At 35.7% G+C, this 26,538-nt stretch carries 24 protein-coding genes and 1 pseudogene; 19 read left to right on the top strand and 6 right to left on the bottom strand.

Features of this window, described 5'->3' with window-relative positions; all coding sequences use genetic code 11:
* Nucleotides 1–26: 26 nt before the first annotated feature.
* The 5 genes and pseudogenes from ACYIAJ_RS09150 to ACYIAJ_RS09130 form a co-directional block, all read left to right on the top strand.
* Nucleotides 27–269 (top strand): annotated as a pseudogene (locus tag ACYIAJ_RS09150) (glucarate dehydratase); the annotation flags it as partial.
* A gap of 109 nt (nt 270–378) precedes the next feature.
* Entirely contained in the window at nt 379–1,713 is a 1,335-nt protein-coding gene (gene gudD, locus ACYIAJ_RS09145) for a glucarate dehydratase (protein WP_160404058.1), read from the top strand.
* Nucleotides 1,714–1,762: 49 nt separating this feature from the next.
* The gene (gene garL, locus ACYIAJ_RS09140) at nt 1,763–2,533 is read left to right on the top strand and encodes a 2-dehydro-3-deoxyglucarate aldolase (RefSeq protein ID WP_483560342.1); all 771 of its coding nucleotides are present in this window, start codon (nt 1,763–1,765) and stop codon (nt 2,531–2,533) included.
* Between the two features lie 32 nt (nt 2,534–2,565).
* Nucleotides 2,566–3,447, top strand: a complete 882-nt coding sequence (gene garR, locus ACYIAJ_RS09135; RefSeq protein ID WP_483560341.1) for a 2-hydroxy-3-oxopropionate reductase — start codon at nt 2,566–2,568, stop codon at nt 3,445–3,447.
* Between the two features lie 68 nt (nt 3,448–3,515).
* Nucleotides 3,516–4,664: a glycerate kinase gene (locus tag ACYIAJ_RS09130; protein WP_483560340.1), complete on the top strand. Its 1,149-nt coding sequence runs from the start codon at nt 3,516–3,518 to the stop codon at nt 4,662–4,664.
* Between the two features lie 55 nt (nt 4,665–4,719).
* Here ACYIAJ_RS09130 and ACYIAJ_RS09125 read toward each other — a convergent pair whose 3' ends face one another.
* Nucleotides 4,720–6,723, bottom strand: a complete 2,004-nt coding sequence (locus ACYIAJ_RS09125; RefSeq protein WP_483560339.1) for an OPT family oligopeptide transporter — start codon at nt 6,721–6,723, stop codon at nt 4,720–4,722.
* A gap of 225 nt (nt 6,724–6,948) precedes the next feature.
* Here ACYIAJ_RS09125 and mazG point away from each other — a divergent pair, with 225 nt between their 5' ends.
* Together mazG and ACYIAJ_RS09115 are read left to right on the top strand one after the other, a co-directional pair.
* The gene (gene mazG / locus ACYIAJ_RS09120) at nt 6,949–7,752 is read left to right on the top strand and encodes a nucleoside triphosphate pyrophosphohydrolase (protein ID WP_483564686.1); all 804 of its coding nucleotides are present in this window, start codon (nt 6,949–6,951) and stop codon (nt 7,750–7,752) included.
* Nucleotides 7,745–8,185, top strand: a complete 441-nt coding sequence (locus ACYIAJ_RS09115) for a phage holin family protein (RefSeq protein WP_483560336.1) — start codon at nt 7,745–7,747, stop codon at nt 8,183–8,185. Before mazG ends, ACYIAJ_RS09115 begins: the two co-directional genes overlap by 8 nt.
* 168 nt (nt 8,186–8,353) lie before the next feature.
* On the opposite strand, the gene ACYIAJ_RS09110 is transcribed toward ACYIAJ_RS09115, so the two are convergent.
* Nucleotides 8,354–8,842 (bottom strand): hypothetical protein, encoded by a 489-nt coding sequence (locus ACYIAJ_RS09110; RefSeq protein WP_483564685.1) that lies wholly within the window; start codon nt 8,840–8,842, stop codon nt 8,354–8,356.
* 1,135 nt (nt 8,843–9,977) lie between these two features.
* Between ACYIAJ_RS09110 and ACYIAJ_RS09105 the strand changes: the two genes are divergently transcribed.
* Nucleotides 9,978–11,354, top strand: a complete 1,377-nt coding sequence (locus ACYIAJ_RS09105; RefSeq protein WP_483564684.1) for a hypothetical protein — start codon at nt 9,978–9,980, stop codon at nt 11,352–11,354.
* 144 nt (nt 11,355–11,498) lie between these two features.
* Here ACYIAJ_RS09105 and efp read toward each other — a convergent pair whose 3' ends face one another.
* Nucleotides 11,499–12,065, bottom strand: a complete 567-nt coding sequence (gene efp / locus ACYIAJ_RS09100) for an elongation factor P (RefSeq protein WP_091346571.1) — start codon at nt 12,063–12,065, stop codon at nt 11,499–11,501.
* 34 nt (nt 12,066–12,099) lie between these two features.
* Here efp and epmB point away from each other — a divergent pair, with 34 nt between their 5' ends.
* From epmB to nudC, 6 genes are all read left to right on the top strand, one after another.
* Nucleotides 12,100–13,131 carry an EF-P beta-lysylation protein EpmB gene (gene epmB / locus ACYIAJ_RS09095; RefSeq protein ID WP_483560330.1) on the top strand — a complete coding sequence of 344 codons (1,032 nt, stop codon included), beginning with the start codon at nt 12,100–12,102 and terminating at the stop codon, nt 13,129–13,131.
* Nucleotides 13,132–13,348: 217 nt separating this feature from the next.
* Nucleotides 13,349–13,489 carry a 50S ribosomal protein L34 gene (rpmH, locus tag ACYIAJ_RS09090; RefSeq protein WP_025314679.1) on the top strand — a complete coding sequence of 47 codons (141 nt, stop codon included), beginning with the start codon at nt 13,349–13,351 and terminating at the stop codon, nt 13,487–13,489.
* Nucleotides 13,490–13,500: 11 nt separating this feature from the next.
* Nucleotides 13,501–13,857: a ribonuclease P protein component gene (rnpA, locus tag ACYIAJ_RS09085; RefSeq protein WP_160403720.1), complete on the top strand. Its 357-nt coding sequence runs from the start codon at nt 13,501–13,503 to the stop codon at nt 13,855–13,857.
* Nucleotides 13,858–13,904: 47 nt separating this feature from the next.
* Complete coding sequence (yidD, locus tag ACYIAJ_RS09080; RefSeq protein ID WP_483560327.1) at nt 13,905–14,147, top strand: membrane protein insertion efficiency factor YidD; 243 nt, start codon at nt 13,905–13,907, stop codon at nt 14,145–14,147.
* The gene (gene yidC, locus ACYIAJ_RS09075) at nt 14,147–15,775 is read left to right on the top strand and encodes a membrane protein insertase YidC (protein WP_483560325.1); all 1,629 of its coding nucleotides are present in this window, start codon (nt 14,147–14,149) and stop codon (nt 15,773–15,775) included. The genes yidD and yidC overlap by 1 nt, the downstream gene beginning before the upstream one ends.
* A 52-nt stretch (nt 15,776–15,827) precedes the next feature.
* Nucleotides 15,828–16,631 carry an NAD(+) diphosphatase gene (gene nudC, locus ACYIAJ_RS09070; protein ID WP_483560323.1) on the top strand — a complete coding sequence of 268 codons (804 nt, stop codon included), beginning with the start codon at nt 15,828–15,830 and terminating at the stop codon, nt 16,629–16,631.
* Between the two features lie 32 nt (nt 16,632–16,663).
* On the opposite strand, the gene ACYIAJ_RS09065 is transcribed toward nudC, so the two are convergent.
* The 3 genes from ACYIAJ_RS09065 to hemB form a co-directional block, all read right to left on the bottom strand.
* Entirely contained in the window at nt 16,664–17,482 is an 819-nt protein-coding gene (locus tag ACYIAJ_RS09065) for a hypothetical protein (protein WP_483560321.1), read from the bottom strand.
* A gap of 63 nt (nt 17,483–17,545) precedes the next feature.
* Nucleotides 17,546–18,316: a transposase gene (locus tag ACYIAJ_RS09060; protein ID WP_483560319.1), complete on the bottom strand. Its 771-nt coding sequence runs from the start codon at nt 18,314–18,316 to the stop codon at nt 17,546–17,548.
* A 304-nt stretch (nt 18,317–18,620) separates the two neighbouring features.
* A complete protein-coding gene (gene hemB / locus ACYIAJ_RS09055) occupies nt 18,621–19,631 on the bottom strand; it encodes a porphobilinogen synthase (protein ID WP_483560317.1) in 1,011 nt (336 codons plus the stop codon).
* A 184-nt stretch (nt 19,632–19,815) separates the two neighbouring features.
* Between hemB and rpsU the strand changes: the two genes are divergently transcribed.
* The 5 genes from rpsU (at nt 19,816) to pitA (ending at nt 26,496) form a co-directional block, all read left to right on the top strand.
* Nucleotides 19,816–20,031 (top strand): 30S ribosomal protein S21, encoded by a 216-nt coding sequence (gene rpsU, locus ACYIAJ_RS09050; protein WP_483560315.1) that lies wholly within the window; start codon nt 19,816–19,818, stop codon nt 20,029–20,031.
* Between the two features lie 142 nt (nt 20,032–20,173).
* A complete protein-coding gene (gene dnaG, locus ACYIAJ_RS09045; protein WP_483560313.1) occupies nt 20,174–21,955 on the top strand; it encodes a DNA primase in 1,782 nt (593 codons plus the stop codon).
* 81 nt (nt 21,956–22,036) lie between these two features.
* Nucleotides 22,037–23,878 (top strand): RNA polymerase sigma factor RpoD, encoded by a 1,842-nt coding sequence (gene rpoD, locus ACYIAJ_RS09040; protein WP_483560311.1) that lies wholly within the window; start codon nt 22,037–22,039, stop codon nt 23,876–23,878.
* A gap of 63 nt (nt 23,879–23,941) precedes the next feature.
* Nucleotides 23,942–24,913 carry a bile acid:sodium symporter family protein gene (locus tag ACYIAJ_RS09035; protein WP_483560309.1) on the top strand — a complete coding sequence of 324 codons (972 nt, stop codon included), beginning with the start codon at nt 23,942–23,944 and terminating at the stop codon, nt 24,911–24,913.
* A gap of 68 nt (nt 24,914–24,981) precedes the next feature.
* A complete protein-coding gene (pitA, locus tag ACYIAJ_RS09030) occupies nt 24,982–26,496 on the top strand; it encodes an inorganic phosphate transporter PitA (protein WP_483560307.1) in 1,515 nt (504 codons plus the stop codon).
* Nucleotides 26,497–26,538: the final 42 nt, after the last annotated feature.

Here is a 26,538-nt window from a genome sequence, read left to right as displayed (position 1 = left end):
TAGATTAGAGCCAAGGAAAACGTTTTATGTGTACTCAGTCAGTTCCGATCATTAAATCGATGCAAGTTATTCCAGTAGCAGGATATGACAGCATGTTAATGAATATTGGTGGTGCACATGGTCCTTACTTTACTAGAAATATTGTTATTTTAACAGATAATACGGGGCATACTGGTGTTGGTGAAGCACCAGGTGGCACTATAATTGAAAATGCCCTAAAACAGGCAATCCCTCATGTTGAAGGTAAGGCAATTTCAATTTTAAATCGTGATGCTATAGCAATGCAGTATTTAATTCCCAATTGAAAATTTGATTGTAAGCGCCCGTCTATGGTTTGTTAAAAAAGATTTATATAAATTGAAAATTAAAGAGGTAATTATGAGTTCATCAACACCAATTATTACTGAAATGCATGTCTACCCAGTAGCCGGCTATGACAGTATGTTATTAAATTTAAGTGGTGCGCATTCGCCTTACTTTACACGGAATATCGTTATTCTTAAAGATAATTCGGGCAATATTGGTTTAGGCGAAGTGCCATGTGTTGGCGTTGTCACCCAAACGCTTGAAGACGCAAAACCGCTAGTTATTGGGCAATCAATTGCGCAATACAAAAATGTTATGAACCGAGTTCGCAATCAATTTGCTGATCGTGATGTAGGTGGACGAGGCAACCAAACTTTTGACCAACGTTCAACTATTCACGTTGTGACTGCCATTGAATCCGCCATGTTAGACTTATTAGGCAAACATCTTGGCGTGACGGTAGCTTCATTACTTGGTGATGGACAGCAACGAGATGAAGTTGAGATGTTAGGGTATTTATTTTATATTGGAGACAGCAAAAAAACAGATCTCCCTTATCAAAATCAATCTGAAGATAAATGTGATTGGTATCGATTACGACATGAAGAAGCATTAACGCCAGAAAAGATAGCCCGTTTAGCCGAAGCAACTTATGAAAAATATGGTTTTCGAGATTTCAAATTAAAAGGCGGTGTTTTATCGGCAGAAGATGAGGCCGAAGCCGTCATAGCGATTAAAAAGAAATTCCCTGATGCACGAGTAACCTTAGATCCAAACGGTGGTTGGTTATTAGATGAAGCAATACGTATAGGTAAATATTTGAAAGACACACTAACCTATGCCGAAGATCCTTGTGGAGCCGAACAAGGCTTTTCAGGGCGCGAAATTATGGCCGAATTTCGACGTGCGACAGGATTACCAACGGCAACCAATATGATTGCAACAGATTGGCGTCAAATGGCACACACATTATCTTTACAATCTGTTGATATTCCACTTGCGGATCCACATTTTTGGACGATGAGTGGATCTGTCCGAGTGGCTCAGATGTGTCATGAATTTGGTTTAACTTGGGGATCTCATTCAAATAACCATTTTGATATCTCACTTGCGATGTTTACTCACGTTGGTGCAGCAGCACCAGGTAACCCAACAGCACTTGATACGCATTGGATTTGGCAAGAAGGAAACCAACGTTTAACAAAAGACCCTTTACAAATTGTTAATGGCAAAATCAAAGTTCCTGAAAAACCTGGTTTGGGGATTGAAATTGATATGGATCAGGTAATGAAAGCGCATGAATTATTTAAAGGTATGAAACTGGGTAATCGTAATGATGCTATTGCTATGCAATATTTAATACCTAATTGGCAATTTGATAATAAAAAACCGTGTTTAGTTAGATAATTAAAATTTATTATCAAGACACAATGTGTAAAAAATGTGAAGGTAAATTATGAAAAAGGTGACATGCCACAATCAATTTAAACAAGATATGTTGGCACGAAAAAAACTTATTGGTTGTTGGGCTGCATTAGGTAGTCCTATTTCAACAGAAATACTTGGTTTAGCTGGTTTTGATTGGCTATTACTTGATGGAGAGCATGCAATCAATGATGTTATCTCATTTGTGCCCCAATTAATGGCATTAAAAGACAGTGTTAGTGCGCCTGTCGTTCGCCCTTCATGGAATGATCAGGTTCTTATTAAACGCTTACTTGATATCGGTTTTTATAACTTTTTAATACCTTATGTTGAGACTGCAGAACAAGCAAAACTTGCTGTTTCTTATACACGATATCCACCTGAGGGTGTGAGAGGTGTTTCTGTTGCTCATAGAAGTAATGTATATGGAACGATTCCAGATTACTTCCAAAAAATTAACAAAAATATTTGTGTTATGGTGCAAGTTGAAACACAACAAGCTGTTAATAATGTAGAGTCCATTGTAGCTGTTGATGGTGTCGACGGTATTTTTATTGGGCCAAGTGACCTTTCTGCTTCTTTAGGGCATTTTGGAAATCCAAAGCATCCTGATGTTCAAGCAGCAATCAAAAAAGTTTTTAATGAAGCTAAAAAGCAAGGCAAAGCTTGTGGTATTTTAGCAACTATAGAGGCTGATGCTCGTCAGTATATAGATATGGGAGCAACTTTTGTTGCCGTCGGTAATGATCTTGGCCTTTTAAGAAGTGCAACACAATCATTAGCCGATAAATTTCTAAAATAACAGTTATTTTTTATCAGAAAAAGGAGAGTAAAATGAAAATTGGTTTTATTGGTTTAGGTATTATGGGTAAACCGATGAGTAAAAACTTGTTAAAAGCAGGTTACTCACTTGTGGTTTGTGATAGAAACCTAGATGCAGTTAAAGATGTTGTTGCTGCAGGTGCAGAAAGTGCAGAAAATGCAAAAGAAGTTGCTAAACGTTGTGATGTAATTATTACTATGTTACCTAATTCACCTCATGTAAAAGAAGTGGTATTGGGCGAAAATGGTATTGTTGATGGAGCGAAAAAAGGTACAACGATCATAGATATGAGCTCAATAGCACCATTGGCAAGTCGTGAGATTCATGATGAAGTCGTCAAAAAAGGTTTAACTATGTTAGATGCACCTGTTAGTGGCGGCGAACCAAAAGCAATCGATGGAACATTGTCAGTGATGGTAGGTGGAGACAAAAACATCTTTGATAAACATTACGATTTAATGAAAGCAATGGCTGGTTCAGTTGTTTATACTGGTGATATTGGTGCTGGTAATGTAACTAAACTTGCTAATCAAGTTATTGTGGCACTTAATATTGCAGCTATGTCAGAAGCACTAGTTTTAGCGACTAAAGCAGGAGTAAACCCTAAATTAGTTTATCAAGCTATTCGTGGTGGTCTTGCTGGTAGTACTGTTTTAGATGCTAAAGTTCCGATGGTATTAGATCGTAATTTCAAACCAGGTTTTAAAATTGATTTACATATTAAAGATCTGCAAAATGCTTTGGATACTTCTCATGGTGTAGGAACATCATTACCATTAACTGCAATTGTGATGGAGATGATGCAAGCACTAAAAACTGATGGTATGGGCGAATGTGATCATAGTGCATTAGCCCGCTATTATGAAGCATTAGCAAAAATAGAAGTTAAATAATTAATATTGATATTGATATTGAGTATGGAGACATACTCAATAATTTGTCCAATTGTGTAAGGATATGTATGAAAGTTGTCATTGCTCCTGATTCTTTTAAAGAAAGCTTAAGTGCTATTGAAGTTGCTAATGAGATAAAAGCGGGATTTTCACAAGTTTACCCTGATGCAAAATATTTTTTACGACCAGTTGCAGATGGTGGTGAAGGTACTGTCGATGCGATGGTGAATGCGTTAAATGGTCATAAAGTTAAGGTTTCTATTACTGATCCATTAGGCGAAAAAGGACTGGCTTTTTATGGTATATCTGGTGATGGGCAAACTGCGGTAATAGAAATGGCTGCTGCAAGTGGGCTTGAGCGAGTTTCGATCGATAAGAGAGATGCAAAAATTACCACCTCATATGGTACCGGAGAATTAATTAAAGATGCACTCGATCGCGGTTGTAAAAAATTCATCATAGGAATTGGTGGAAGCGCGACAAATGATGGAGGTGCAGGAATGCTACAGGCACTAGGTGTCAGGCTCCTAGATAAATTTGGAAATCAAATTGGTTATGGCGGTATTTCACTTAGTGCTATTGAGAAAATTGATATTAGTCAAATGGATCATCGAATTAAGCAATGTGATTTTGAAGTAGCTTGTGATGTTACCAATCCCTTAACTGGTGAAAATGGAGCTTCTGTTATTTTTGGACCACAAAAAGGAGCTACACCATTAGATGTCAAATTACTTGATTCAAATCTTAAACATTTTGCTCAAGTTATTAAACAAACTTTTAATGTCGATATTGAGTTTACTCCAGGAACAGGTGCAGCAGGTGGAATGGGAGCTGCTTTGTTGGTCTTCATGAATGCAAAATTAAAACCTGGTATTGAAATTATCACTAAGTTGCTAAATTTGGATGAATTAGTTAAAGAGGCTGATTTAGTTATTACTGGTGAAGGTCGATTAGATTATCAGAGCGTTAATGGTAAAGTACCTGTAGGTGTTGCTCATATTGCAAAAAAATATAATAAACCAGTTATTGCTATAGTAGGTAGTTTAGGAGATAAAGCCGAAACTGTTTATCCATGTGGTATATCATCTATGTTTAGTATTTTAAGCAAAGTAAGTACATTATCAGAAGCATTAGATTCAAACATGGCTAAATTGAATATTTATAATACCTCAATGAACATAGCCCTTACATTAAAAATTGGTAAAAATCTTAAGTAATAAAAAGCCCTTTATAATAAAAAATAAAGGGCTTAAATTTAATTATTCAATAGGACTATTTCTTAATTGCTGATAAAGCGCGACGAATAAAGAGCGTACATATACCAACAAAAACAAAGAGACCTAAAAATTGAGGTAACATACCTAAATCAGCCGAAATTGCAAGCGGTGCATCATTTCCACCACTTGTAATACTAATAACAATTACAACCGCCAATAATACGCCCACTAAACTTTCGCCAACAATTAGCCCTGACGCAATCAATGCTGCTTTACGATCAACTTTCTTAAATTGCTGTTCTGGATCTAAATTTTGTGATTGTGCTTTTTTATAAGCATAACGTTTAATTATCCATGATAAGAAAGTACCAATGAAAATAGGCATGGTAATACTTGGTGGTAGGTAAATACCTAAACCAACAGCAAGCGCTGGCAACCTAAACTTAGCTTTATTAGCTGCTAAAACTGAATCGATAATAATAATAATAGCACCTATACCTAGCCCGATATATATCATGGTTTTATCAAGATTATTTGAAATTATTCCTTTGGCAATTTTTGTCATCAATGTTGCTTGAGGTGCTGATAAAACTTGTTTTGGATCCATATCAGAGCGTGGAAGCGCACCGGTAAAGCCGTAAGCGTTATATAAAATTTCTAAAATAGGCGCAATAACAATCGCACCAACAACACAGCCAATTAATAACGCCACTTGTTGTTTCCATGGTGTAGCATGAACTAAATAACCTGTTTTTAGATCTTGCAAATTATCGTTTGAAATACAGGCTATTGATAACACTGCACTGGTAGTAAACAGCGTAAGAGCTGTGGCAAAATTAGAGCCCTCGGCAGAAGCTAACATACCATTAGCTTCACCTAAGCCTAATAGAACTAATGAAATAACAATGATAGCAACAATGGCAATGCCTGATATTGGGCTAGCCGATGAACCAACAAGTCCAGCCATATAACCACAAGCGGCAGCCACTAAAAAGCCCATAATAAAAGCAAACAATGTAGCGCAAAACACTAATGACCAAGCAACGCCTGCCGATAGCCCACTATCTGTAATAAAGCTATAAAAAGTGACTAATAAAATAACTAACATACCACCCATAATTAATAAAATAGCTTTAGGTGATAAATCCCGCTCGGTTGATGCAATATCATCGTCAGACGCATCTGAACGCATACTTTTAAATGATATTTTTAAACCTTCAATCATTGGTTTGATTAATGTAAATAGTGTCCAAACTGCTGCAATAGCAATGACTCCCGCACCAATAAAGCGTATATCTTTTTCCCAAAATCCCATTGCAACTTTAGATAAAGGCAGACTAGTATCATAATCGGTAATTGCACTTAAAATTGGAACGCCAAATACCCAACCAATAATGGTTCCAATTAAAATGGCAATTCCTGACATAATCCCAATCAAATAACCTGCACTTAGTAACGCTAACGAAAAACCCATAGGAAGTTGAAAAATGGATTTGCCGACAGTAAACCAATAAGCAGTACTTTCAGATAACACACGAAAACCATTAGTAAAAAGGCTGACTGTGGAGGCAACGATGCCACCAAATAAAATATCCTTTAAACCATCATTAGCTTCTTTATTATCGGTTTTAGAGCCTGCCTTTAGAATTTCAGCAGCAGCCACTCCCTCAGGATAAGGCAAATTGCTTTTAACGACCATGGCATGTCGTAATGGAATTGAAAATAAAACCCCAAGCATTCCACCTGCGGCGCATATTGCAAAGGTTAACCAAAATGGAAAGTTTTGCCAGTAACCAATCATTAACAAACCCGGAAGCACAAAAATAATTGAAGATAATGTACCTGCCGCTGATGCTTGAGTTTGCACCATGTTATTTTCTAAAATAGTTGAACCCGAAAATAGTTTCAATATTGCCATTGAAATTACTGCAGCAGGGATTGCGGATGAAAACGTTAATCCCACTTTTAAACCAAGATAAACATTTGATGCAGTAAAAATGACCGTAATAAAAGCACCAAGGATGGTACCTCTTAAAGTAAGTTCACGTAAATTATTCATATATCAATAAAGTTAATTTAATAGGGGTATATTATATACTTAATTAGTATTTATCGGCTAGAAGTTCCGTAAATAGCTACATTTTAGTCGCTTTTATCATTATTTTTGGTGAAATAATTAGCAATAACATCAAAATATATTGCTATTAACCTTTAAAAAAATAACCGTTTTGTTATGAAACCTTTACAATGACACTGATCAATGACTTATTTGTGGGGGTATATTTTGAACGGATTACAGCGCTTACAAGCTATTATCAAACAACTTCGTGATCCTGTTAATGGTTGTGAATGGGATCGAGTTCAAACTTTTGCATCTTTAAAATCATATACATTAGAAGAAACGTACGAAGTACTTGATGCCATTGATAAACAAGACATGGATGAGCTAAAAAAAGAACTGGGTGATTTACTATTTCACATTGTCTTTTATGCTGATTTAGCCGAAGAACAAGGAAGGTTTGATTTAGATGAGGTCTGTTTAGCGGTTGCTGATAAGTTAGTTTATCGTCATCCTCATATTTTCACCAAAAATAAGGTTGAAAAACCTAACTGGGAACAACTTAAACAAAAAGAGCGCGATCAAAAAGCACAATACTCATTGCTTGATGATATTCCCCAAGCAATACCCGCCTTAATGCAAGCTGAAAAAATTCAAAAGCGTTGCGCCTCGGTTGGTTTTGATTGGCATGATATAAAGTCTGTGCTTGATAAGGTAAAAGAAGAAATTGGTGAAGTTGAGCAAGAATTAGAACGAACCAAACAAGATCCACAAAAAATTGAAGAAGAGTTAGGTGATTTATTGTTTGCTACCGTCAATTTAGCTAGGCATTTAAAAGTTAAATCAGAACTCTGTTTACAGCAAGCTAATAAAAAATTTACTCGGCGATTTCAGCAAGTAGAATCCATACTTAAACAAAAAAATTTGTCTTTAATTGATGCAACGCTTGAACAAATGGAAGACGCGTGGCAAAGTGTTAAACAATTAGAACAGATTAAACTCAATAGCGAAGTGAATAAAAATGACTGAACAAAAAAACGAATTGTATCAAGAAATCGAAGCTTGGGCACAAAATGCCATTTTAAACAGCCCGACTTGGAGTATTAATCAGCTCGATTATTCTGAAAAGAGCATCACTGTTGTTGAAATGATCATCAGTGAACTGGCTGAAAAGAACTTCAGCATATCAGAAGAACAACTCAACATGATATCACAAGAATACGGGTGTTATTTATTACTCACCGCCCATAAATTATACGGTGGCGAGTTTTATTGGAACGAAGAGTTTGAACAACCCATGTTAATTTGCTGTGAACCTGACGCCATGATAGTCCTTATGACTTGGAACAAGGTCAAAGGGCGATTAGTAGGGGATAAAGCCGATCATATTGCCTATTTCCTAGATGAGTTTGGTAAAGCTACCTTTCAACCAGAAAAAGGCACTCATGTGGTTTATTTGTAATAAAAATAATTATTCTTAAAGTTCTTTACCAAGAAAACTAAGAAAGTCGATAAATATTAACAAACTCTAAAATATTGCTGAATTAGTTGTGTGATAGCCTCGAGCCTTTGAGGCTATACTAATACTTGGCACACTAAAAGCAACGTTATTGCTGTCTAAATAACTTAATTATTCATAAATAGTTGTTAATCGAGAAAATCTTGTTCTTAATGAAATATAATCTTTTGAAAAATAATCAAATTTAACTTTAATTTCTTGGTTTCTTAATTTAAATTTCATAATAACATAAGGATGAGAATTAAATTTAGCAGATAATAAATCATCATAATTAAGCCTTGATACAATTTTATTTGTATCTTTATCTGTAAAACAGATTTGTTTATTCATTCGATCAAAATACATAAAATTTTTATAGGTTCTATAGCAATAAAAATTCGAACGCACAAACTCATCCTTAAACTCACTTTTAAAAATTGTAATATGTTTATTAATAATAATATTTGTGTATTTAATAAATACCAGATAGTAAGCTAAAACGCCAATAATGATAAATGTGAGTCCAATATAATAATTTTTGAAGAAAAAGCTACAAACAGAAATAGCCCACAAAAGTACCAAACACCCGCCAGTAACTGATCTTATAATTGAAAATAACACTTACATCTCCTTTGTCTTTTATATAGATGATATTTTGTAAGGAATACTCAATATAATCAATCTATAATTTTTATAATTAATCGTATAATAGCCTAAATATTTTGGGCTTTTCAATGTCTGCTAGGATCGGTAAGGTTCCCAATATTTTGAGATTTTTTGGGGGAAGGGATAAATAATATCAGTGATAATGTCTAAGTTATGTTATTTTTATGCAAAATCTTATAACGCCTAACCACATATCTCTGATTGATATGCGAACCTACTTCAGTTGTCGGCACATTCTGACGCCGGAATAATACAAATAAACATAGCATTAGGTGATAATTGAGTTTCTTTTTTTGTTAAAAGCAACTCAATTACCACCCAAAAATCGGTCAGGAAAGGTATTGATTTTATTGAAGTTTTTATTTGGCTATTTTTAAGAAAATCAACAACTTATACTACTTTGACAAAGTGCTGAACACTAACAAACCAGCAAAACTGAAAATAGCATGCCCCTATAACAGTCATTTAACCCCCAAAAATCGGTCAGGAAAGGTATTGATTTTATTAAAGTTTTTATTTGGCTGTTTTCAAGAAAATCAACAGCTTATATTACTTTGACAAGTGCTGAAAACTAACAAACCAGCAAAACCAAAAATAGTACGCCCATATAACAGTTATTTACCACTCAAAAATTGGTCAGGAAAAGTATTGATTTTATTAAATTTTTTGTTTGGTAGTTTTTATTCAAAAAACGCCACCAAAACTATTCCCCAAAACACGCCAACAAAAGCTTAACCCATCTTATTAACAAAACTTTATAAATTTTTAACAAAAAAACTGGCGCATTATTATTCAACAGGTTATAATTTCACCGCTTTTAAAGCAAGGGAACGCTCATTAGTTGAGCGAATAATTATAAAAAATCGAAATAAAACAAAAATTTACTTGACAGGTTAATCGTTATGCGCTATCATAATCGGCATCTGGCATCTGGCATCTGGCCTGCCAAACCTATGTCTTAAATCTACTTCAATTTCACCGTAGTCTAAATCAGACTCAATTCTTATTTTTATCACCGAAGTTATCGAAATCATCGAGCTTAGCGAAATCGCCAAGGTCGAAGCTTGTACCTTCCTTATCAAAGTCATCGTTGCTCTTTGCACCATTGCTGTTATTGCCGTATTCGTTTGATTCACAGGCATTATCGGCTTATACCTCAAGGGTAATTGAAGGCTATAAACCGTATCTAACGTATGATAATGGTAGAACCAAAGCGACAACAACCGCTGATTTACTCAGTATCACATTATCAGATAATCGAACATTTACGCCATCCAATGGCTCTAGTGCGACCAATCCCATTGTATTACCCGTCGCGGGTCAAAGTTTTACTGATATTCATATGATGGTGCCACCATCAACCAATTCTGTTCGTTTAAATGACTTAGTGACAAGTTATCATTATTGGGGTGATGATGATGGGGATGGGCAGGGAGCAAATGGTGTTACGGCAACAGGTAGCTTATCAGTTGCTATCACCGATAAAAACAACCGAGCTGTAGGGCGTGGTACGGTTTTAAGTCTTTGTCATGCCCCTTATAAAGTGGTGCTAAATAGTAGCGGGGGGAGTTTAACTACGCAGTACGGCGTACCTAATAGCAGTACATTCAGTGGTAGCTCGGCAACCTATTATATCACTCCACCACCATCGCCTAGTATTTGTTATGCAAGGCCGAATCTGATATTTAATGGACAATACGCCAATACATCAACTTGGGACCCAACAAAAGGTCATCTTACTCAGTCTACCGATCCTGCATCTTACAATCGTAATTTTCCTACAACGGGTGCGGATGGTTTATATTTTGATTTAGACATTGCAGGGATTGATGCAAGTCAGCTCACTTGGGCTCCTGTCACTCATGAGGGAATAACAGCAACAGTGACAAGGGTAACCGCAAATGATAGTTGGCTTAATGGTTCAGAGGTTGTAACACGTGTAAGGTTAAGTGGCCCAGCAGGGAGGGTAGCTCCCATTGGTCATCCCAGTTTACCTGCAACATTTGAGTTGGTAGGGAGGGATAGTGGCGGTAGAGAGGTAGTCAAATATGGTTTTGTGTTGATGAAATGGTTTGTCAACCGAGGAGGTACGGCAGAAGATCCTCGTAATGAGCGTAATTTTCATTTACCTTGGTGTAGTAGTTTGGGTTATTCTCTTCCAACGTTTCGATTATTAGCAGATTATACCCAAATAGGACGTCCACACTCTGTAGCCGAACGAGGCATAGGAAAAGGCTTATTTAATGAATGGGGTAATGTAAGTGATTACCGCGGGGCAGGCTTCGCTAGAGGATATTATTGTACTCACAGTAGTTCTTTTGCTAGTACTCGAGCAATTGTTAGTCCTTTAGGCAGTGTAACTTATACTATTCTTAGATCTGTTTATGGTCGTGGTTGCTTAGCATACCGCGATATGCGTGATTATTTGCACAATGTTTATGGGGTTTGTGTTTACCCTCGAAATTAAGTCGACGAAGATGATGTGTTTGTGCTGTTGAAAGTAGCTAATTACCATTTTTTTACTATGAATGTTAAATACGTAGCTAATAAAAAAGAGAGGCCAAAAACCTCTCTTTTTTTATGATAAATGCTAACTTACGCTGTGCGCTATTTATTTAACGCGTGATACATATTCACCTGAACGGGTATCCACTTTAAGCACTTCACCAATTTGTACAAATAAAGGTACACGAACAACCGCTCCAGTTGATAATGTCGCTGGTTTGCCGCCAGTTCCGGCTGTGTCACCTTTTAAACCTGGATCGGTTTCGATCACTTCAAGTTCAACAAAATTCGGTGGTGTAACTGCAATCGGTTGGCCATTCCATAATGTTAAAATACATTCCGCTTGATCAACTAACCATTTTGCATTGTCACCAACTGCTTTGGCATCAGCCGATAGTTGTTCAAATGTGTCGTTATTCATAAAGTGCCAAAACTCGCCATCGGTATAAAGGTACGTTAAATTCATGTCAATAACGTCAGCCGCTTCAACTGATTCGCCAGATTTGAACGTTTTGTCGACTGTTTTGCCTGAAAGTAATTTTTTAATTTTTACGCGGTTAATAGATTGCCCTTTACCCGGTTTATAAAATTCATTTTCAACAATGACACACGGCTCGCCATCTTGCATTATTTTAAGACCAGCTTTAAACTCATTAGTACTATAAGATGCCATAAAAGCTCCAACTAAAATTCTGAATTACAAAAAAATGAACCACATTATACAGCAAAAAATTGAACCACAAAATAATAAAGATAAATGGATTGTTGATCTTGCCAATGTTGTGACCGATATCAATGTTCTATATTCTTATTTAGAGTTGGATGCGGATGCGATTTCGAGCCTGATGCAGCAGGCAAGAAAGCAGTTTCCTCTTCGAGTGCCGATGGCGTTTATTCGCCGGATGAAAAAGGGCGATAAATCAGATCCACTTTTGTTACAAGTGCTTTGCCATGATGACGAGATGCTAAACGTGGATGGCTATAGCCACGATCCCTTGCAAGAGCAGGATAATGTCATTCCGGGATTGTTGCATAAATACCATAACCGTGCGTTATTAATTACGAAGACAGCCTGTGCGATTAATTGCCGTTACTGTTTTAGGCGGCATTTTCCTTATCATGATAATCAAGGCAGTAAACAGAATCTTGCTGTGGCGCTTGAGTATATTGCTAATCATCCTGAACTTGACGAGATTATCCTGTCAGGGGGGGATCCGTTAATGGCTAAAGATCATGAAATGGCTTTTTTGATTGACGAATTAGAAAAAATCCCTCACGTTAAGCGGTTGCGGATTCATACCCGTTTAGCGGTAGTAATTCCGTCGCGTATTACGCCTGCGTTATGTCAGTTATTTGCTAAAAGTCGGTTGCAATGTGTAGTGATTACTCACATTAATCACCCAAACGAGATTGATGATGATGTTGCTCAGGCGGTTTCGTTATTGAAACAACACGGTGTGACGATGCTTAATCAGAGTGTTTTGTTGAAAAACGTTAATAATAATGCCGATGTGTTGGCAATGTTAAGTGATCGGCTTTTTGATGTTGGTATTTTACCTTATTACATCCATTTGTTAGATAAAGTACAAGGTGCAGCTCATTTTTTTGTGGATGATGAGTCTGCCAAAGTTATTATGAAACAACTTGCCGAGCAAGTGTCTGGCTATTTAGTACCTAAGTTGGCACGCGAAATCGGTGGCGAAAAAAGTAAGCGTGTACTTGCTTTTACTGATGAGTAAATTGAGTTTGTTTTTGTAAGCATTTGTTTTATATTGTTTTTATTTTATTTGGTTTTGTCGTGTCACAATAAAGCGTTAATCGAATTTATTCGTATTTATCTGTTAAAATCTCATTGACGAAAAATAAAATAGGCACTATAATTCCGACCTCTTTAATTAATGCTGTGGAGTTTTACTCTGCAACTTGTTGATAAATTAGATTTGGATATAAATCGTCATGAAACGCACATTTCAACCATCAGTATTAAAACGCAATAGAACTCACGGTTTCCGTGCTCGTATGGCAACTAAAAACGGTCGTCAAGTTCTTGCTCGCCGTCGTGCTAAAGGCCGTGTTCGTTTAACTGTTGCTAGCTGATTTAAAGTTGGGTGATTAAGCTCACTTTTCCTCGGGAGTTGCGCTTGTTAACTCCCTTTGATTTTAATCATGTTTTTCAAGAGTCTATTCGAGTTGGCTCCCCCTTTCTTACCTTAGTTACACGAAGAAATACCTTAGATCATCCTCGGTTAGGGTTTGCTATAGCTAAAAAGCAGGTGAAACGAGCTCATGAGCGTAATCGTATTAAACGACTGGCTAAAGAGTATTTTCGACATCATCAACATCAGCTTCCTAATATCGATTTTATTCTGATGGCTAAACAGCCTGTTGTAGACTTAGATAACCAACAAATCGTTGAGACACTTAATCAATTATGCCAACGGATCATCGCCAAGCAAAAGGGTTAAATAAATTTATATTGATTATCAAATTGCATGTTTGTGCATGTAAGGATATGATAGTTAATATTTTTGTGTTTTTTATTCGTGTATATCAGCGTGTTATTAGTCCTTTACTGGGTCCTAAATGCCGCTTTACGCCGACATGTTCGCAATACGCAATAATTGCACTAAGACGCTTTGGGTTAATAAAAGGTGGTTGGCTAACAGCCAAACGTGTATTAAAATGTCACCCTTTACATGAAGGAGGAGAAGATTTTGTTCCTCCCAAAACTAAAACCAATAGAGAAAAACACTAATGGGATCGCAACGTAATATTTTAGTCATTGTTTTACTTTTTGTATCTTTTTTTATTTGGAAAGCGTGGGAAGAAGACCATGCGCCAAAACCCCCCGTCGCTAATCAGTTGACACAATCAGTCAGTGAAGATGATTCAACCGATGGTTCAGCACAAGGTAAAACAATTACCGTTAAATCTGACGTATTGTCACTCACTATTAATACCTATGGTGGTGATGTGCAAGCTGCTCAATTGTTAAAATATGAGCAAACACTTCACTCAGGTACACCTTTTCAATTATTAACATCACGCCCTGATTTTGTTTATATTGCTGAAAGCGGTTTAACCGGTAAAGATGGTCCTGATAATGCGACTCAAGGCTCAAAACGCCCTGTCTATCAAACCGCGCAAACCGAATATGTTTTAGCTGATGGGCAAGACGAATTGCGAGTACCACTAACTTATCAAGTTAACGGCGTTACTTATACTAAATATTATGTATTGCATCGTGGTAATTATGCTGTTGATGTTCAATATGATATTAATAACCAAAGTGGTGCGCCAGTTGAAGTGTCAATGTACGGTCAATTAAAACAAACTGTTAAATTACCAGATGATATTCCAACCGAAGGCGGTAATGGGTTAGGGCAAAGTGCATTCCGTGGCACTGCTTATTCTAGTTCTAGTACTAATTATAGCAAATATAGCTTTGATGAAGTTAAAGATAAAGCTTTAACCGTTGAAACGCAAACAGGTTGGGTTGCGATGTTGCAGCACTATTTTGCATCGGCATGGGTACCAGCGCAGGAGCAAAATAACTTGTTTTATACGCGCTCAACCGCTAAAAACTCACAAGCAACCATCGGCTTTAAAGGTGAACCAACGGTTATTCAAGCTGGTGGTAATCAGTCTATTACTGCAAAATTATGGTTAGGACCAGAAATTCAAAGCCAATTGAAAGAAACCGCTAATCATCTTGATTTAATTGTTGATTATGGTTGGTTGTGGTTCTTGTCTCAACCGTTATTTTACTTGTTGAATCTTATCCATAGCTTTATTGGTAATTGGGGCTTTTCAATTATTGTTATTACATTTATTGTGCGTGGTCTTTTGTTCCCATTAACGCGTGCTCAATATCGTTCTATGGCTAAGATGAAGCTATTGCAACCTCGCTTACAGGCTTTGAAAGAGCGTTATGGCGATGATAGACAAAAAATGAGCATGGAAACAATGGCGCTTTATAAACAAGAAAAAGTGAATCCATTGGGTGGCTGTTTGCCTTTAATTATTCAAATGCCGATTTTCTTGTCATTGTTCTATATGTTAGGCAATACAGTTGAATTACGTCATGCACCATTTGCTCTTTGGATTCATGACTTGTCAGCGCAAGACCCATATTATATTCTGCCATTATTGATGGGCGGTACCATGTTCTTAATTCAGAAGATGTCACCAACGCCAGTCACTGATCCGTTACAACAAAAATTGATGACTTATATGCCATTAATCTTTACGGTATTTTTCTTATGGTTCCCATCGGGATTGGTTTTATATTATATCGTTAGTAACTTGTTCACAATTGCTCAGCAACGTATTATCTACTGGGAACTTGAGAAAAAGGGACTTCACGAGAAGAAAAAGAAATAGTATAAATAAAGGAGGGGTAAAATCCTCCTTTTTTATTTTGGGTGTTAATAGTATGAATATACAGCAACAATTTAATTTAACGGGTAATGAAACCGGCTACTGGTTTGTTAGTGCCAATGGTCGGTTATGGTTGCCTAATGGAGAAGTGCCTGTTGGTTGTGCTAGGGAATTTGGTTTTACTAACCAACTTGCTCAGCCAATCGGTGAATGGAATGGGCAAATAGCTTGGCTGATTTGTCATGAAATAAAAAATGCGATGAGTTCAATTCGTCCATTACTTAATAGCACTGATCCCTCATTATTTAATATGGCTGGTCGAGCAGTGCAACTTGCTGAGTTTTACCGCTCTCATAAATATTGTGGATATTGTGGGCATGAAATGTATATCAGTAACACGGAGTGGTGCTGTATGTGTGACCACTGTAAAGAGCGTTATTATCCACAAATTTCACCATCGATTATTGTGGCAATTCGTCATAATAATAGAATTTTGTTAGCTAAGCATGTTAGGCATAATCAAGATAACTTATATACTGTTTTGGCTGGGTTTACTGAAATTGGTGAAACCATGGAAACGGCAGTTGAACGTGAAGTCTTTGAAGAGTCGAAGATTAAAATTAAAAATATTCGCTATGTTGGCTCACAACCTTGGCCTTTTCCAAATTCACTTATGATGGCTTATTTAGCTGATTATGATAGCGGTGACATAGTGGTAGATAAAAACGAGCTTATTGAAGCAAACTGGTACCATTATACACAGTTACCTAAAATCCCAGAGTATGGCACCATTGCAAGACGTTTAATTGAAGATACGATTGTTCTATGTCGTGAATATGATGAATTCGGTGAAAATTAACCATATTCACTTAAGTATCAATAGGCGTAGGTCTATTGATATTCAATAGTACGAGTTAGCTCAACCGTTTCGGATTCAACCCCTGTTTTGACACAAATAGCCTTGGTCCAATCTTGATTTTCATTGTAATTAGTGTAAGTACAGGTTTCGGTTAATTCGACTTCTTGTTCATTTTTATTATTAATGATGATCTCACCATTTGATGTTAACTTGTATGTTTTGAGAATGGTTTTTTCTATTTGGTTGTTTTCGTTATAAATGATCTCTTTTTCTTGCGCTAAAATTGGGAATTTTGTTTTCTCATCGACTGGAACATATGCATTATATAAAATAAGCTCTACATGGTCATTTTCATAAATAATTTTGTTGTTAAAAATGACGTTATTTTCTGCAAAATGGGACAAAGTTGTTTCAACTAAATGGCCTTGTTCATCAAACTCAGAATTTTCGACAATATCACCGTCATTGTTTTTCATTCCAAGAATATTTTTTTGTGTATCAAAAATAATATCGTATTGCTCTCGGTTATTACCATAAATGTATTTAGCCGCATCATAATTGACTTCGCCATACAGTCCGTCTAAATCATAATTAGCAACATAACCTTGTGCGTTGTAGTTAATGACTTTATTTGATGAGGTTCCCGTTATTTTTTGTTGTTTCATTAATTTGCTATTTGGTAATAGCTCGGGTTCAGTATGAAAAAGATAACTATTAACGACAGTTGTTGGTAACTGTTGAGATGATTTTTCTGGTATTTTTTCATCTGGTTTTTTTTTATCGTCACAACCGCTGATTAATAATGTACTGCTAATAACGCATATGTATAAAAATAGACTATTCTTTTTCATAAAGTTGATTCCTATTTATCCTATTGTTTGAAAATATTAATAATAAAACGTTAAACTAAGTAGTTATTTATGTCCACACCAAATGGCAAGTGCTTCACAATGCCAATCTTTCATAATCTCACACCAGATGGAACGCCATTTACGAACAGTATCATTGTGAAAATTAAGTGCTTTTTCTATTTGTATATTATTAGCACCAGAAACGAGAAGTTCAATGAACTGTAACCATAATTCAGGTTTTGGTATACGGTTTAAGCGAGTATTGCTTAAAATGTTAAAACTATGTCGGCAGCGTTTACAGCGATAGCAAGTACGAGATCCGACTTTGGTTGTTTCATTGGAACCACAATATATGCAAATTGGGTTTTGTTCATTTAATAAAGTAGTTACTTTTGCTTCTATTGTTTTATGTTGTTCTACTAAAGTTGGCATTAATGTAGTTTGCTTTTGATGAGTATACCACTTCTGTAATGAAGGGTAGTGGATCTGAAGATAATTAATAATCGCATGTTCTCGACGCATTATTTTTTCGAGTGAGATTTCAAGACTTTTAGCAATATTGGAATAACTAATATTTTTTATACGATTAGTGAAAATAACTTCTAACCAATTAAATGGTGCTAGACGACTAAAGGGAGTATTGGTTGAAACGGTAAAGTATTTATGACAGTCTTTACAGCGATATGTTTTAGTCGGTTTTGAACGGATTGAATAAAACTTTGTATTTTTGCAAAACGGACAAACGTCTACATGTTGTGATGTTATTTTTTCTAGGACATGATGAAAAGCTTTTAATTCGTCATGTAATTCGGTTGGTACGAGTTCATAAATCATTTTTTATTCTCTTGTTACTTATCCTAGCAAATGTTATCAGAACTTTATTTAAACATATAGCTTTCCTGAAGCTGTTTTACACGTTTTACGGAAAACGTATTTTTAAAATTGTATCGATATGAGCCTGTTTTTAATTTCTTGAAATTAACTGGTGAAAAACTAGGTAAAAGTGTAAATGCTAAACACGTTTATAGCAATTAAATTACCTTCCTGCTTATTTTTCGCTTATAGCTTTAGGCGCTGTTTATTTAGGTGAAGCTGATTAAAATAAAAAGGGCCTTTACCATTATTTAAATAAATATTGCTATTGTTGATGTAACCATTCAGCCACTTGTTTGGCAAAATAAGTTAAAACACCATCGGCTCCAGCGCGTTTAAAGCAAAGTAAAGATTCCATAATGGCTGATTTTTCATTTAACCAACCGTTTTGAATTGCTGCTGTTAACATGGCATACTCGCCAGAAACTTGATAGGCAAAAGTAGGAACAGCAAAGGTTTCTTTCACTCTTTGCACGATATCAAGATAAGGCATACCTGGCTTAACCATGACCATATCTGCACCTTCGCTTAAATCTTGATAGATTTCTTGTAATGCTTCATTACTATTAGCGGGATCAAGCTGATAAGTTTTTTTGTTTCCACTTTTTATATTTTTGGCCGAACCAACTGCATCACGGAATGGGCCATAGAAACAGGAGGCATATTTGGCTGAATAAGCCATGATTTGTGTGTTAGCAAAGCCGTGTTTTTCTAGTTCGTTACGTATTGCACCGATGCGTCCATCCATCATATCGCTTGGTGCGATAATATCCACTCCTGCTTCTGCCTGCATTAAAGCTTGTTTAACCAGTGTTTCAACAGAAATATCATTTTGCACATATCCTTGCTCATCAATAATACCGTCTTGCCCATGAGTTGTATAAGGATCAAGAGCGACATCTGTGAGTATTCCAAGCTCAGGAAATTCTTTTTTTAATGCTCGAACAGCTTTTGGTACTAAACCATTTTGATTGTATGCTTCTTGCGCAAGTAATGATTTTTTTTCTGATTCAATAGCTGGAAATAAGGAAAGAATAGGGATTCCTAATTTTGCGATTTGCTCTGCTTCTTTTAATAGTACATCAATGCTCATTCGGTTAACGTTTGGCATTGAGGTAATTGGCTGTGTAATATTATTACCTTCAACAATAAAAACTGGGTAAATTAAGTCATTGATTGTCAAGTTATGTTCTGCGACCATTCGTCGACTAAAATCATGGGCACGATTACGGCGTAAGCGGCGATTTGGATATAGGCCAGTAATTAATGAAGGCATGAAAAACTCCTGTTTATTCTTAATAGATTTGATTTATTATCTGATGCCATATGTTGATTAGCAAATTAATTTTCTATCTTACAATAATTCTATTTTTTACTTTACAAAATATATTAATTAGAGGTAAAATTGCGCACTAATTTTAATCCCTTGTGATATTAAACAAATTTGAGGTGAGAGGCACATGCCAGTAATTAAAGTACGTGAAAATGAACCTTTTGATGTAGCGTTACGTCGTTTTAAACGTTCTTGTGAAAAAGCAGGAGTTTTAGCTGAAGTTCGTAATCGTGAATTTTACGAAAAGCCAACAACTGTTCGTAAACGCGCAAAAGCGGCCGCTGTTAAACGCCATGCTAAAAAATTAGAAAGAGAAAACGCTCGTCGCATTCGTCTATATTAATATTTTAAGATTATTTATACTGAAAACTTGAATTGATATTAAAATCAATTTGTTATATTTTTAATATAAAGAATTCTAACAAGCCGTATTTTTGATACGGCTTGTTTTCTTTCTATAACGCCAAAATTGGTTAAAATTTATCATGAAAGGTCATATTCCTCGCGATTTTACTTTAGATTTGATTGCTCGCACAAATATTCTTGATGTGATCAGCAAACGCGTAAAAATGAAAAAAAAAGGAAATAATTACTTTGGTTGTTGTCCTTTTCATGATGAAAAAACTGCTTCTTTTTCGCTAAGTGAAAAAAAACAAATTTATTATTGCTTTGGCTGCGGAGCGTCGGGCTCAGTAGTGACTTTTTTAATGCAATATGAGCATTTGTCTTTCCCTGAAGCTATTGAAGAATTAGCTAGTATGCAAGGAATTCGAGTTCCTTATATAGACAGTGATAATAATCAAATTGATCAATCTAAACAGATTGAATCTAGAAATGTACGTCGTGATCTATATGCATTAATGGCTAAAATCACCAATTTTTACCAACAACAATTAACATTACCAACATCGACAGAAGCTCATAAATATCTTGAACAACGAGGGTTGAATGCTGAAATTATAGCTAGATATAAAATCGGTTTTGCGCCTAATGAATGGCGACTAACATCACAAAATGTGGTTAAAAGTCATTCTGAAACAGTGCTTTATGAGCGAGCTGGCATGTTAGTGACTAATGATAGCGGTAATCGATATGATCGTTTTCGTGGTCGGATTATGTTTCCTATTCGCGATAGACAAGGTAATGTGATTGCATTTGGTGGGCGAACCATTGTTAATGATTCAGCGAAATATATAAATTCACCTGAAACGCCGATTTTTCATAAAGGATATCAATTGTATGGTCTTTATGAAGCACAAGAGCTTAATCGTAATCCTCAGCAATTGGTAGTGGTTGAAGGGTATATGGATGTTGTGTCTTTAGCTCAATATGGTATTGACTATGCTGTTGCGGCTTTAGGGACGGCAACATCAGAAGAACATATTAAATTATTATTTAGGGCAACAGATTCTGTAATATTTTGTTATGACGGCGATAACGCTGGGCGAAGTGCAGCTTGGCGAGCACTTAATGTTCTTTTGCCTTGCTTGATAGATGGCAAAAAAGTTGCTTTTGCTTTTTTACCGCAAGATGAAGATCCAGATAGTCTTGTTCGTAAAATTGGTAAAGACGGTTTTGAAAATTATTTAAGTGAAGCTTCAAATTTATCAAAATTTTTATTTGATGAGCTTTTAAAACAGGTTGATTTAAAAACACCTGAAGGAAAAGCTAAATTGAGCTCATTAGCTTTACCGTTGTTTGATCAAATTAAAGCAAAGGCATTTAGATTAAATTTATTACAACAACTTGGCAATTATTTAGGTTTACTTGATGTTTCTCAACTAGAGCAATTATTGAGTACGATTCGTTCTAAAGGTGATGAAAGAGTAAATGAAAACGTTCCTGTATCACGAATCAAATTAACTACGATGCGAGTTTTAATCGGTTTATTACTTCAATATCCTAATCTTGCTACGCAAGTTTCTGATATCAATGTGATTCGTCAGGTTAAAATGGCAGGTATTGAGATTTTTATTGAATTACTTGAATTATGTCAACGTTACCCTAATATAACGACAGCACAAATATTAACAGAGTGTATAGATAGACCGTTTTATAAGCAGTTGAGTCGCTTGTCTACATGGGACAGCCATTATCAAGATGATGAAATAGACTCAATTTTTTCACATACTTTAAAAGAGTTATATGATAATATACTCGCCCAAAGGCAAGATGAACTGATCGCAAAAGAGAGAGTCTCTGGTTTAAGTTCTGCAGAGAAAAAAGAATTGGCGACCTTAATACTTGTTTTATCAAAAAAAGACTAAATATATAGGGTATATGTAGAACCCAGCTAGTACTTTACATATATAATATAGATGACCAAATAACTAAAGTGGATACCTTTTATGGAGCAAAATTCTCAGTCACAGTTAAAACTCCTGATCATCCGAGGTAAGGAGCTAGGATACCTGACCTATGCAGATGTCAACGATCACTTGCCTGAAGAGATTATTGATTCAGATCAGATCGAAGATATTATCCAAATGATTAATGATATGGGGATTCAAGTTCTTGAAGAAGCCCCAGATACTGATGAGTTATTACTTTCAGATAATGTCCCTGATGAAGAAGCCGTTGAAGCAGCAACAGCATTAGTATTATCTAATGTTGAGTCTGAAATTGGTAGAACAACCGATCCAGTTCGTATGTATATGCGTGAAATGGGCGCGGTTGAGCTGTTAACACGTGAAGGCGAAATCGATATCGCTAAACGTATTGAAGATGGCATTAATCAAGTTCAAACTTCAGTATCAGAATATCCCGAAGCAATTACTTATCTTTTAGAGCAATATAATTTAATCGAAAGTGGACAAGTTCGTTTATCTGATTTGATTACAGGTTTTGTTGATCCAAATGCTGAAGAAGCTGCTGACGAACTGCCTGAAGATTTAGTGGTTAGTGGAGCCGAAATCGAAATTGATGATAGCGATGATGAAAACGAGGATGAAGAAAGCGATACTGCAACTGATGATGATGTTTCTATCGATCCTGAAGTTGCAAAAGCTAAATTTGCTGAGTTAAAAGAGCAGCATGATAAAACTTCTGCTGCTATTAAAAAATATGGACGAGCTCATAAAAAAGCACAAAAAGAGATCGAAAATTTATCTGAAATCTTCAAACAATTCCGTTTAGTTGCTAAGCAGTTTGATATTCTTGTCAATAACATGAGAAGCATGATGGATCGCGTTAGAAGTCATGAACGTGCAATTATGAAAATCTGTGTTGAACGATGCAAAATGCCGAAAAAGCAATTTATGACTTATTTTACTGGCAACGAAAATAACATGGATTGGTATAAGAAAGCATTAAATTCTAAAAATGCATTTGCGGCTAATTTAAAAGAATTCGATGAACAAGTTGCTGCTCAAGTAAATTTGTTACAACAAATAGAAACGGAAACTAATCTTTCTATTGAGCAAATCAAAGATATTAATCGACGCATGTCTATTGGTGAAGCTAAGGCTCGTCGTGCTAAGAAAGAAATGGTTGAGGCTAATTTACGATTAGTTATCTCTATTGCGAAAAAATATACTAACCGCGGATTACAATTTTTAGATCTTATCCAAGAAGGTAATATTGGCTTGATGAAAGCGGTTGATAAATTTGAATATCGCCGTGGCTATAAATTCTCAACCTATGCAACTTGGTGGATCAGGCAAGCTATTACCCGTTCTATTGCTGACCAAGCGAGAACAATCCGAATTCCTGTGCATATGATTGAAACGATTAATAAGTTAAATCGTATTTCACGTCAAATGTTACAAGAAATCGGCCGTGAACCAACACCTGAAGAGTTGTCTGAACGCATGCAAATGCCAGAAGATAAAATTCGTAAAGTGCTTAAAATTGCTAAAGAGCCAATTTCAATGGAAACACCTGTTGGTGATGATGAGGATTCGCATTTAGGTGACTTTATTGAAGATACTGCTCTTGAGCAACCGTTAGATGCGGCAACTTCTGAAAGTTTACGTAGTGCAACGCGTGATATTTTATCTGGATTAACACCAAGAGAAGCGAAAGTGTTACGTATGCGATTTGGTATTGATATGAATACTGATCATACGTTAGAAGAAGTCGGTAAACAATTTGACGTAACTCGTGAACGTATTCGTCAAATCGAAGCTAAGGCATTACGGAAATTACGTCACCCAAGTCGTTCCGATGTGCTTCGTAGTTTCTTAGAATAAATTTTTATATCTACATATATCGCCACTTTTGTGGCGATTTTTTTAACTAAAGACGCGAAAACCATGAATATACTGCAACGTTTTAAAATCGATCCATTCTTGTTGGTACTTATTTGTGTTGTGGTTACAGCCAGTCTGTTTCCTTGTAAAGGACAAACTAAAGTTATTTTTGAGCAACTCACTACTTTTGCCATTGGCTTGCTATTTTTTATGCATGGCGCCAAATTGTCCTTGCAAGCCATTGTTTTGGGTATTAAAAATTGGCGATTACATTTGTTAATTTTTGCAACGACATTTGTGGTTTTTCCTCTATTAGGCTTGATGATGAAATTTCTTGTACCTTCTTTTTTGTCTCAAGAACTTTATTTAGGATTTGTTTATCTTTGTGTTTTACCTGCAACAGTTCAATCTGCGATAGCGTTTACTTCAATTGCGAAAGGCAATGTGGCTGCTGCTATTTGTAGTGCCTCAGCATCAACATTATTGGGTGTGTTTATTTCTCCTGTTTTAGTTGGTTTATTAATGAATACCCAATCTTCTGGTGCTATGAATATGTTAGACGCTATTACATCTATTATGCTAAAGCTAATGTTACCATTTGTGCTTGGTCATTTATCAAGGCGCTTTATTGGTAAATGGGTTGATAAATATAAAAGTGTCATTTCTAAAACCGATCGACTTTCGATTCTATTAGTTGTATATGTTGCCTTTAGCGATGCCGTTGCAAACGGTATTTGGTCTCAAATTAGTTTGTTATCACTTCTAGAAATTGTTTTTTATTCTATTATGTTATTAACTATTGTTTTATTAATAACAACTTATGGTTCAAGATTATTTGGCTTTAGTAAAGAAGATGAAATTACTATTGTGTTTTGTGGTTCGAAAAAAAGTTTAGCAAGCGGTATTCCTATGGCTAGTGTTATCTTTCCAATATCAATAATGGGAGTTATTATTTTACCATTAATGATTTTTCATCAAATTCAATTAATGATTTGTGCAGTGTTAGCTGCACGTTATGCAAAACGGAAAATGTAAAATTTGTTTTGCTCATTGCTCTATTCTCAAGGATAATAGAGGCGCTATTAACAACAGAAAGATATATTATGTTACATCTATTTGCTGAATTAGAATTTTCAACCATTATATTATTGGGTTTGGCGCTGTTTTTTGTCCTTTTTTATGAAGCTATTAATGGATTTCACGACACCGCTAATGCAGTTGCCACAGTAATTTATACAAGAGCATTAAAAGAACAACTCGCTGTTTTTATGGCAGGTATGTTTAACTTTTTAGGTGTGCTACTTGGTGGACTGAGTGTCGCTTATGCCATTGTTCATCTATTGCCTACTGATTTATTACTTAATGTAAGTTCAGCTCATGGGCTTGCTATGGTGTTTTCTATTTTATTTGCTGCAATTATTTGGAATTTAGGCACTTGGTATGTTGGTATTCCAGCATCAAGTTCACACACTTTAATTGGATCTATTATTGGGGTGGCACTTGTAAATGCATTTATTATGGATACATCTATTATTAATGCACTTAATATTCCTAAAATGATTCAAATCTTTTTATCTTTAATTGTTTCGCCAATAGTTGGATTAATTATTGCCGGTTTGATGATATTTTTGCTGCGTAAATACTGGACACGTAAAAGCCAAAGTAAAAAAAGCAGTAAAAAAAGAGAACGTATCTTCATGACCCCAGAGCAACGAGAGAAACTCTATGGCAAAAAGAAACCGCCATTTTGGATCCGTATAATGCTTATTATATCGGCTGCTGGCGTAAGTTTTTCTCATGGTGCTAATGATGGGCAAAAAGGAATTGGTTTGTTGATGTTGGTGTTGATGGGAATTGCACCTGCAGGTTTTATCGTTAATATAAATGCTTCGACTTATGATATTGCCAATACTCGTAATGCGATTAACAATATTCAAGAGTATTTTGTAGTGCATAATGATGATCTTACAGAAGTAATTGGTAAACAACCTGCATTAGATACTACTATTCCAGAAGGTGATTTGAATAAATATCATTGTGATTATTCACATTCATTTACTACTTTGGGCATTGCTAACCATTTATTTAACAAAATAAGTGATTATGAATCACTGACGGTTGAGCAACGTTCACAAGCTAGACGTATATTATTATGTTTATCGGATACTGTATCTCATGTTGCTAAACAACCTAATGTATCATCAGAAGACAAGCAATATTTGAAGTCTTTGAATAGCGATTTGCTTAAAACCGTTGAATATGCACCAATTTGGATTATCATTGCCGTTGCTTCAGCTTTAGCCGTAGGAACTATGATAGGTTGGCGTAGGGTTGCTATTACCATTGGTGAAAAAATTGGTAAAAAAGGCATGACTTATGCGCAAGGTGTTTCAGCTCAAATCACGACGGCCTTATCAATTGGTATTGCCAGTTATACGGGAATGCCAGTATCAACAACTCAAGTACTTTCTTCGTCAGTAGCAGGTACTATGATTGTTGATGGAGGTGGTGTGCAAAGTAAAACCATTAAAAATATTGCCCTAACATGGATTTTAACACTTCCGATTTCGATTTTGTTATCTGGATCACTTTTTTGGCTTGCTCAAAAATTAATTTAGTAGTAAAACTAGTGTATCGGTTTTCAATTTTTAGGGCATTAA

This window comes from Gilliamella sp. X-46 (assembly GCF_057063525.1).
Note: the sequence above shows the minus strand (reverse complement) of the source record. Positions and strands in the feature narration are given on the sequence as shown.

Bases quoted from the DNA above. Each gene is read 5' to 3' on its own strand.
- ACYIAJ_RS09130 (WP_483560340.1), top strand. From the start codon at position 3,516: ATGAAAGTTGTCATTGCTCCTGATTCTTTTAAAGAAAGCTTAAGTGCT.
- rpoD (WP_483560311.1), top strand. From the start codon at position 22,037: ATGGAGCAAAATTCTCAGTCACAGTTAAAACTCCTGATCATCCGAGGT.
- pitA (WP_483560307.1), top strand. From the start codon at position 24,982: ATGTTACATCTATTTGCTGAATTAGAATTTTCAACCATTATATTATTG.
- nudC (WP_483560323.1), top strand. From the start codon at position 15,828: ATGAATATACAGCAACAATTTAATTTAACGGGTAATGAAACCGGCTAC.
- efp (WP_091346571.1), bottom strand. From the start codon at position 12,065: ATGGCATCTTATAGTACTAATGAGTTTAAAGCTGGTCTTAAAATAATG.
- dnaG (WP_483560313.1), top strand. From the start codon at position 20,174: ATGAAAGGTCATATTCCTCGCGATTTTACTTTAGATTTGATTGCTCGC.
- ACYIAJ_RS09115 (WP_483560336.1), top strand. From the start codon at position 7,745: ATGACTGAACAAAAAAACGAATTGTATCAAGAAATCGAAGCTTGGGCA.
- ACYIAJ_RS09125 (WP_483560339.1), bottom strand. From the start codon at position 6,723: ATGAATAATTTACGTGAACTTACTTTAAGAGGTACCATCCTTGGTGCT.
- gudD (WP_160404058.1), top strand. From the start codon at position 379: ATGAGTTCATCAACACCAATTATTACTGAAATGCATGTCTACCCAGTA.
- ACYIAJ_RS09035 (WP_483560309.1), top strand. From the start codon at position 23,942: ATGAATATACTGCAACGTTTTAAAATCGATCCATTCTTGTTGGTACTT.
- ACYIAJ_RS09065 (WP_483560321.1), bottom strand. From the start codon at position 17,482: ATGAAAAAGAATAGTCTATTTTTATACATATGCGTTATTAGCAGTACA.
- rpmH (WP_025314679.1), top strand. From the start codon at position 13,349: ATGAAACGCACATTTCAACCATCAGTATTAAAACGCAATAGAACTCAC.
- garR (WP_483560341.1), top strand. From the start codon at position 2,566: ATGAAAATTGGTTTTATTGGTTTAGGTATTATGGGTAAACCGATGAGT.
- yidC (WP_483560325.1), top strand. From the start codon at position 14,147: ATGGGATCGCAACGTAATATTTTAGTCATTGTTTTACTTTTTGTATCT.
- rpsU (WP_483560315.1), top strand. From the start codon at position 19,816: ATGCCAGTAATTAAAGTACGTGAAAATGAACCTTTTGATGTAGCGTTA.
- yidD (WP_483560327.1), top strand. From the start codon at position 13,905: ATGATAGTTAATATTTTTGTGTTTTTTATTCGTGTATATCAGCGTGTT.
- ACYIAJ_RS09060 (WP_483560319.1), bottom strand. From the start codon at position 18,316: ATGATTTATGAACTCGTACCAACCGAATTACATGACGAATTAAAAGCT.
- hemB (WP_483560317.1), bottom strand. From the start codon at position 19,631: ATGCCTTCATTAATTACTGGCCTATATCCAAATCGCCGCTTACGCCGT.
- garL (WP_483560342.1), top strand. From the start codon at position 1,763: ATGAAAAAGGTGACATGCCACAATCAATTTAAACAAGATATGTTGGCA.
- epmB (WP_483560330.1), top strand. From the start codon at position 12,100: ATGAACCACATTATACAGCAAAAAATTGAACCACAAAATAATAAAGAT.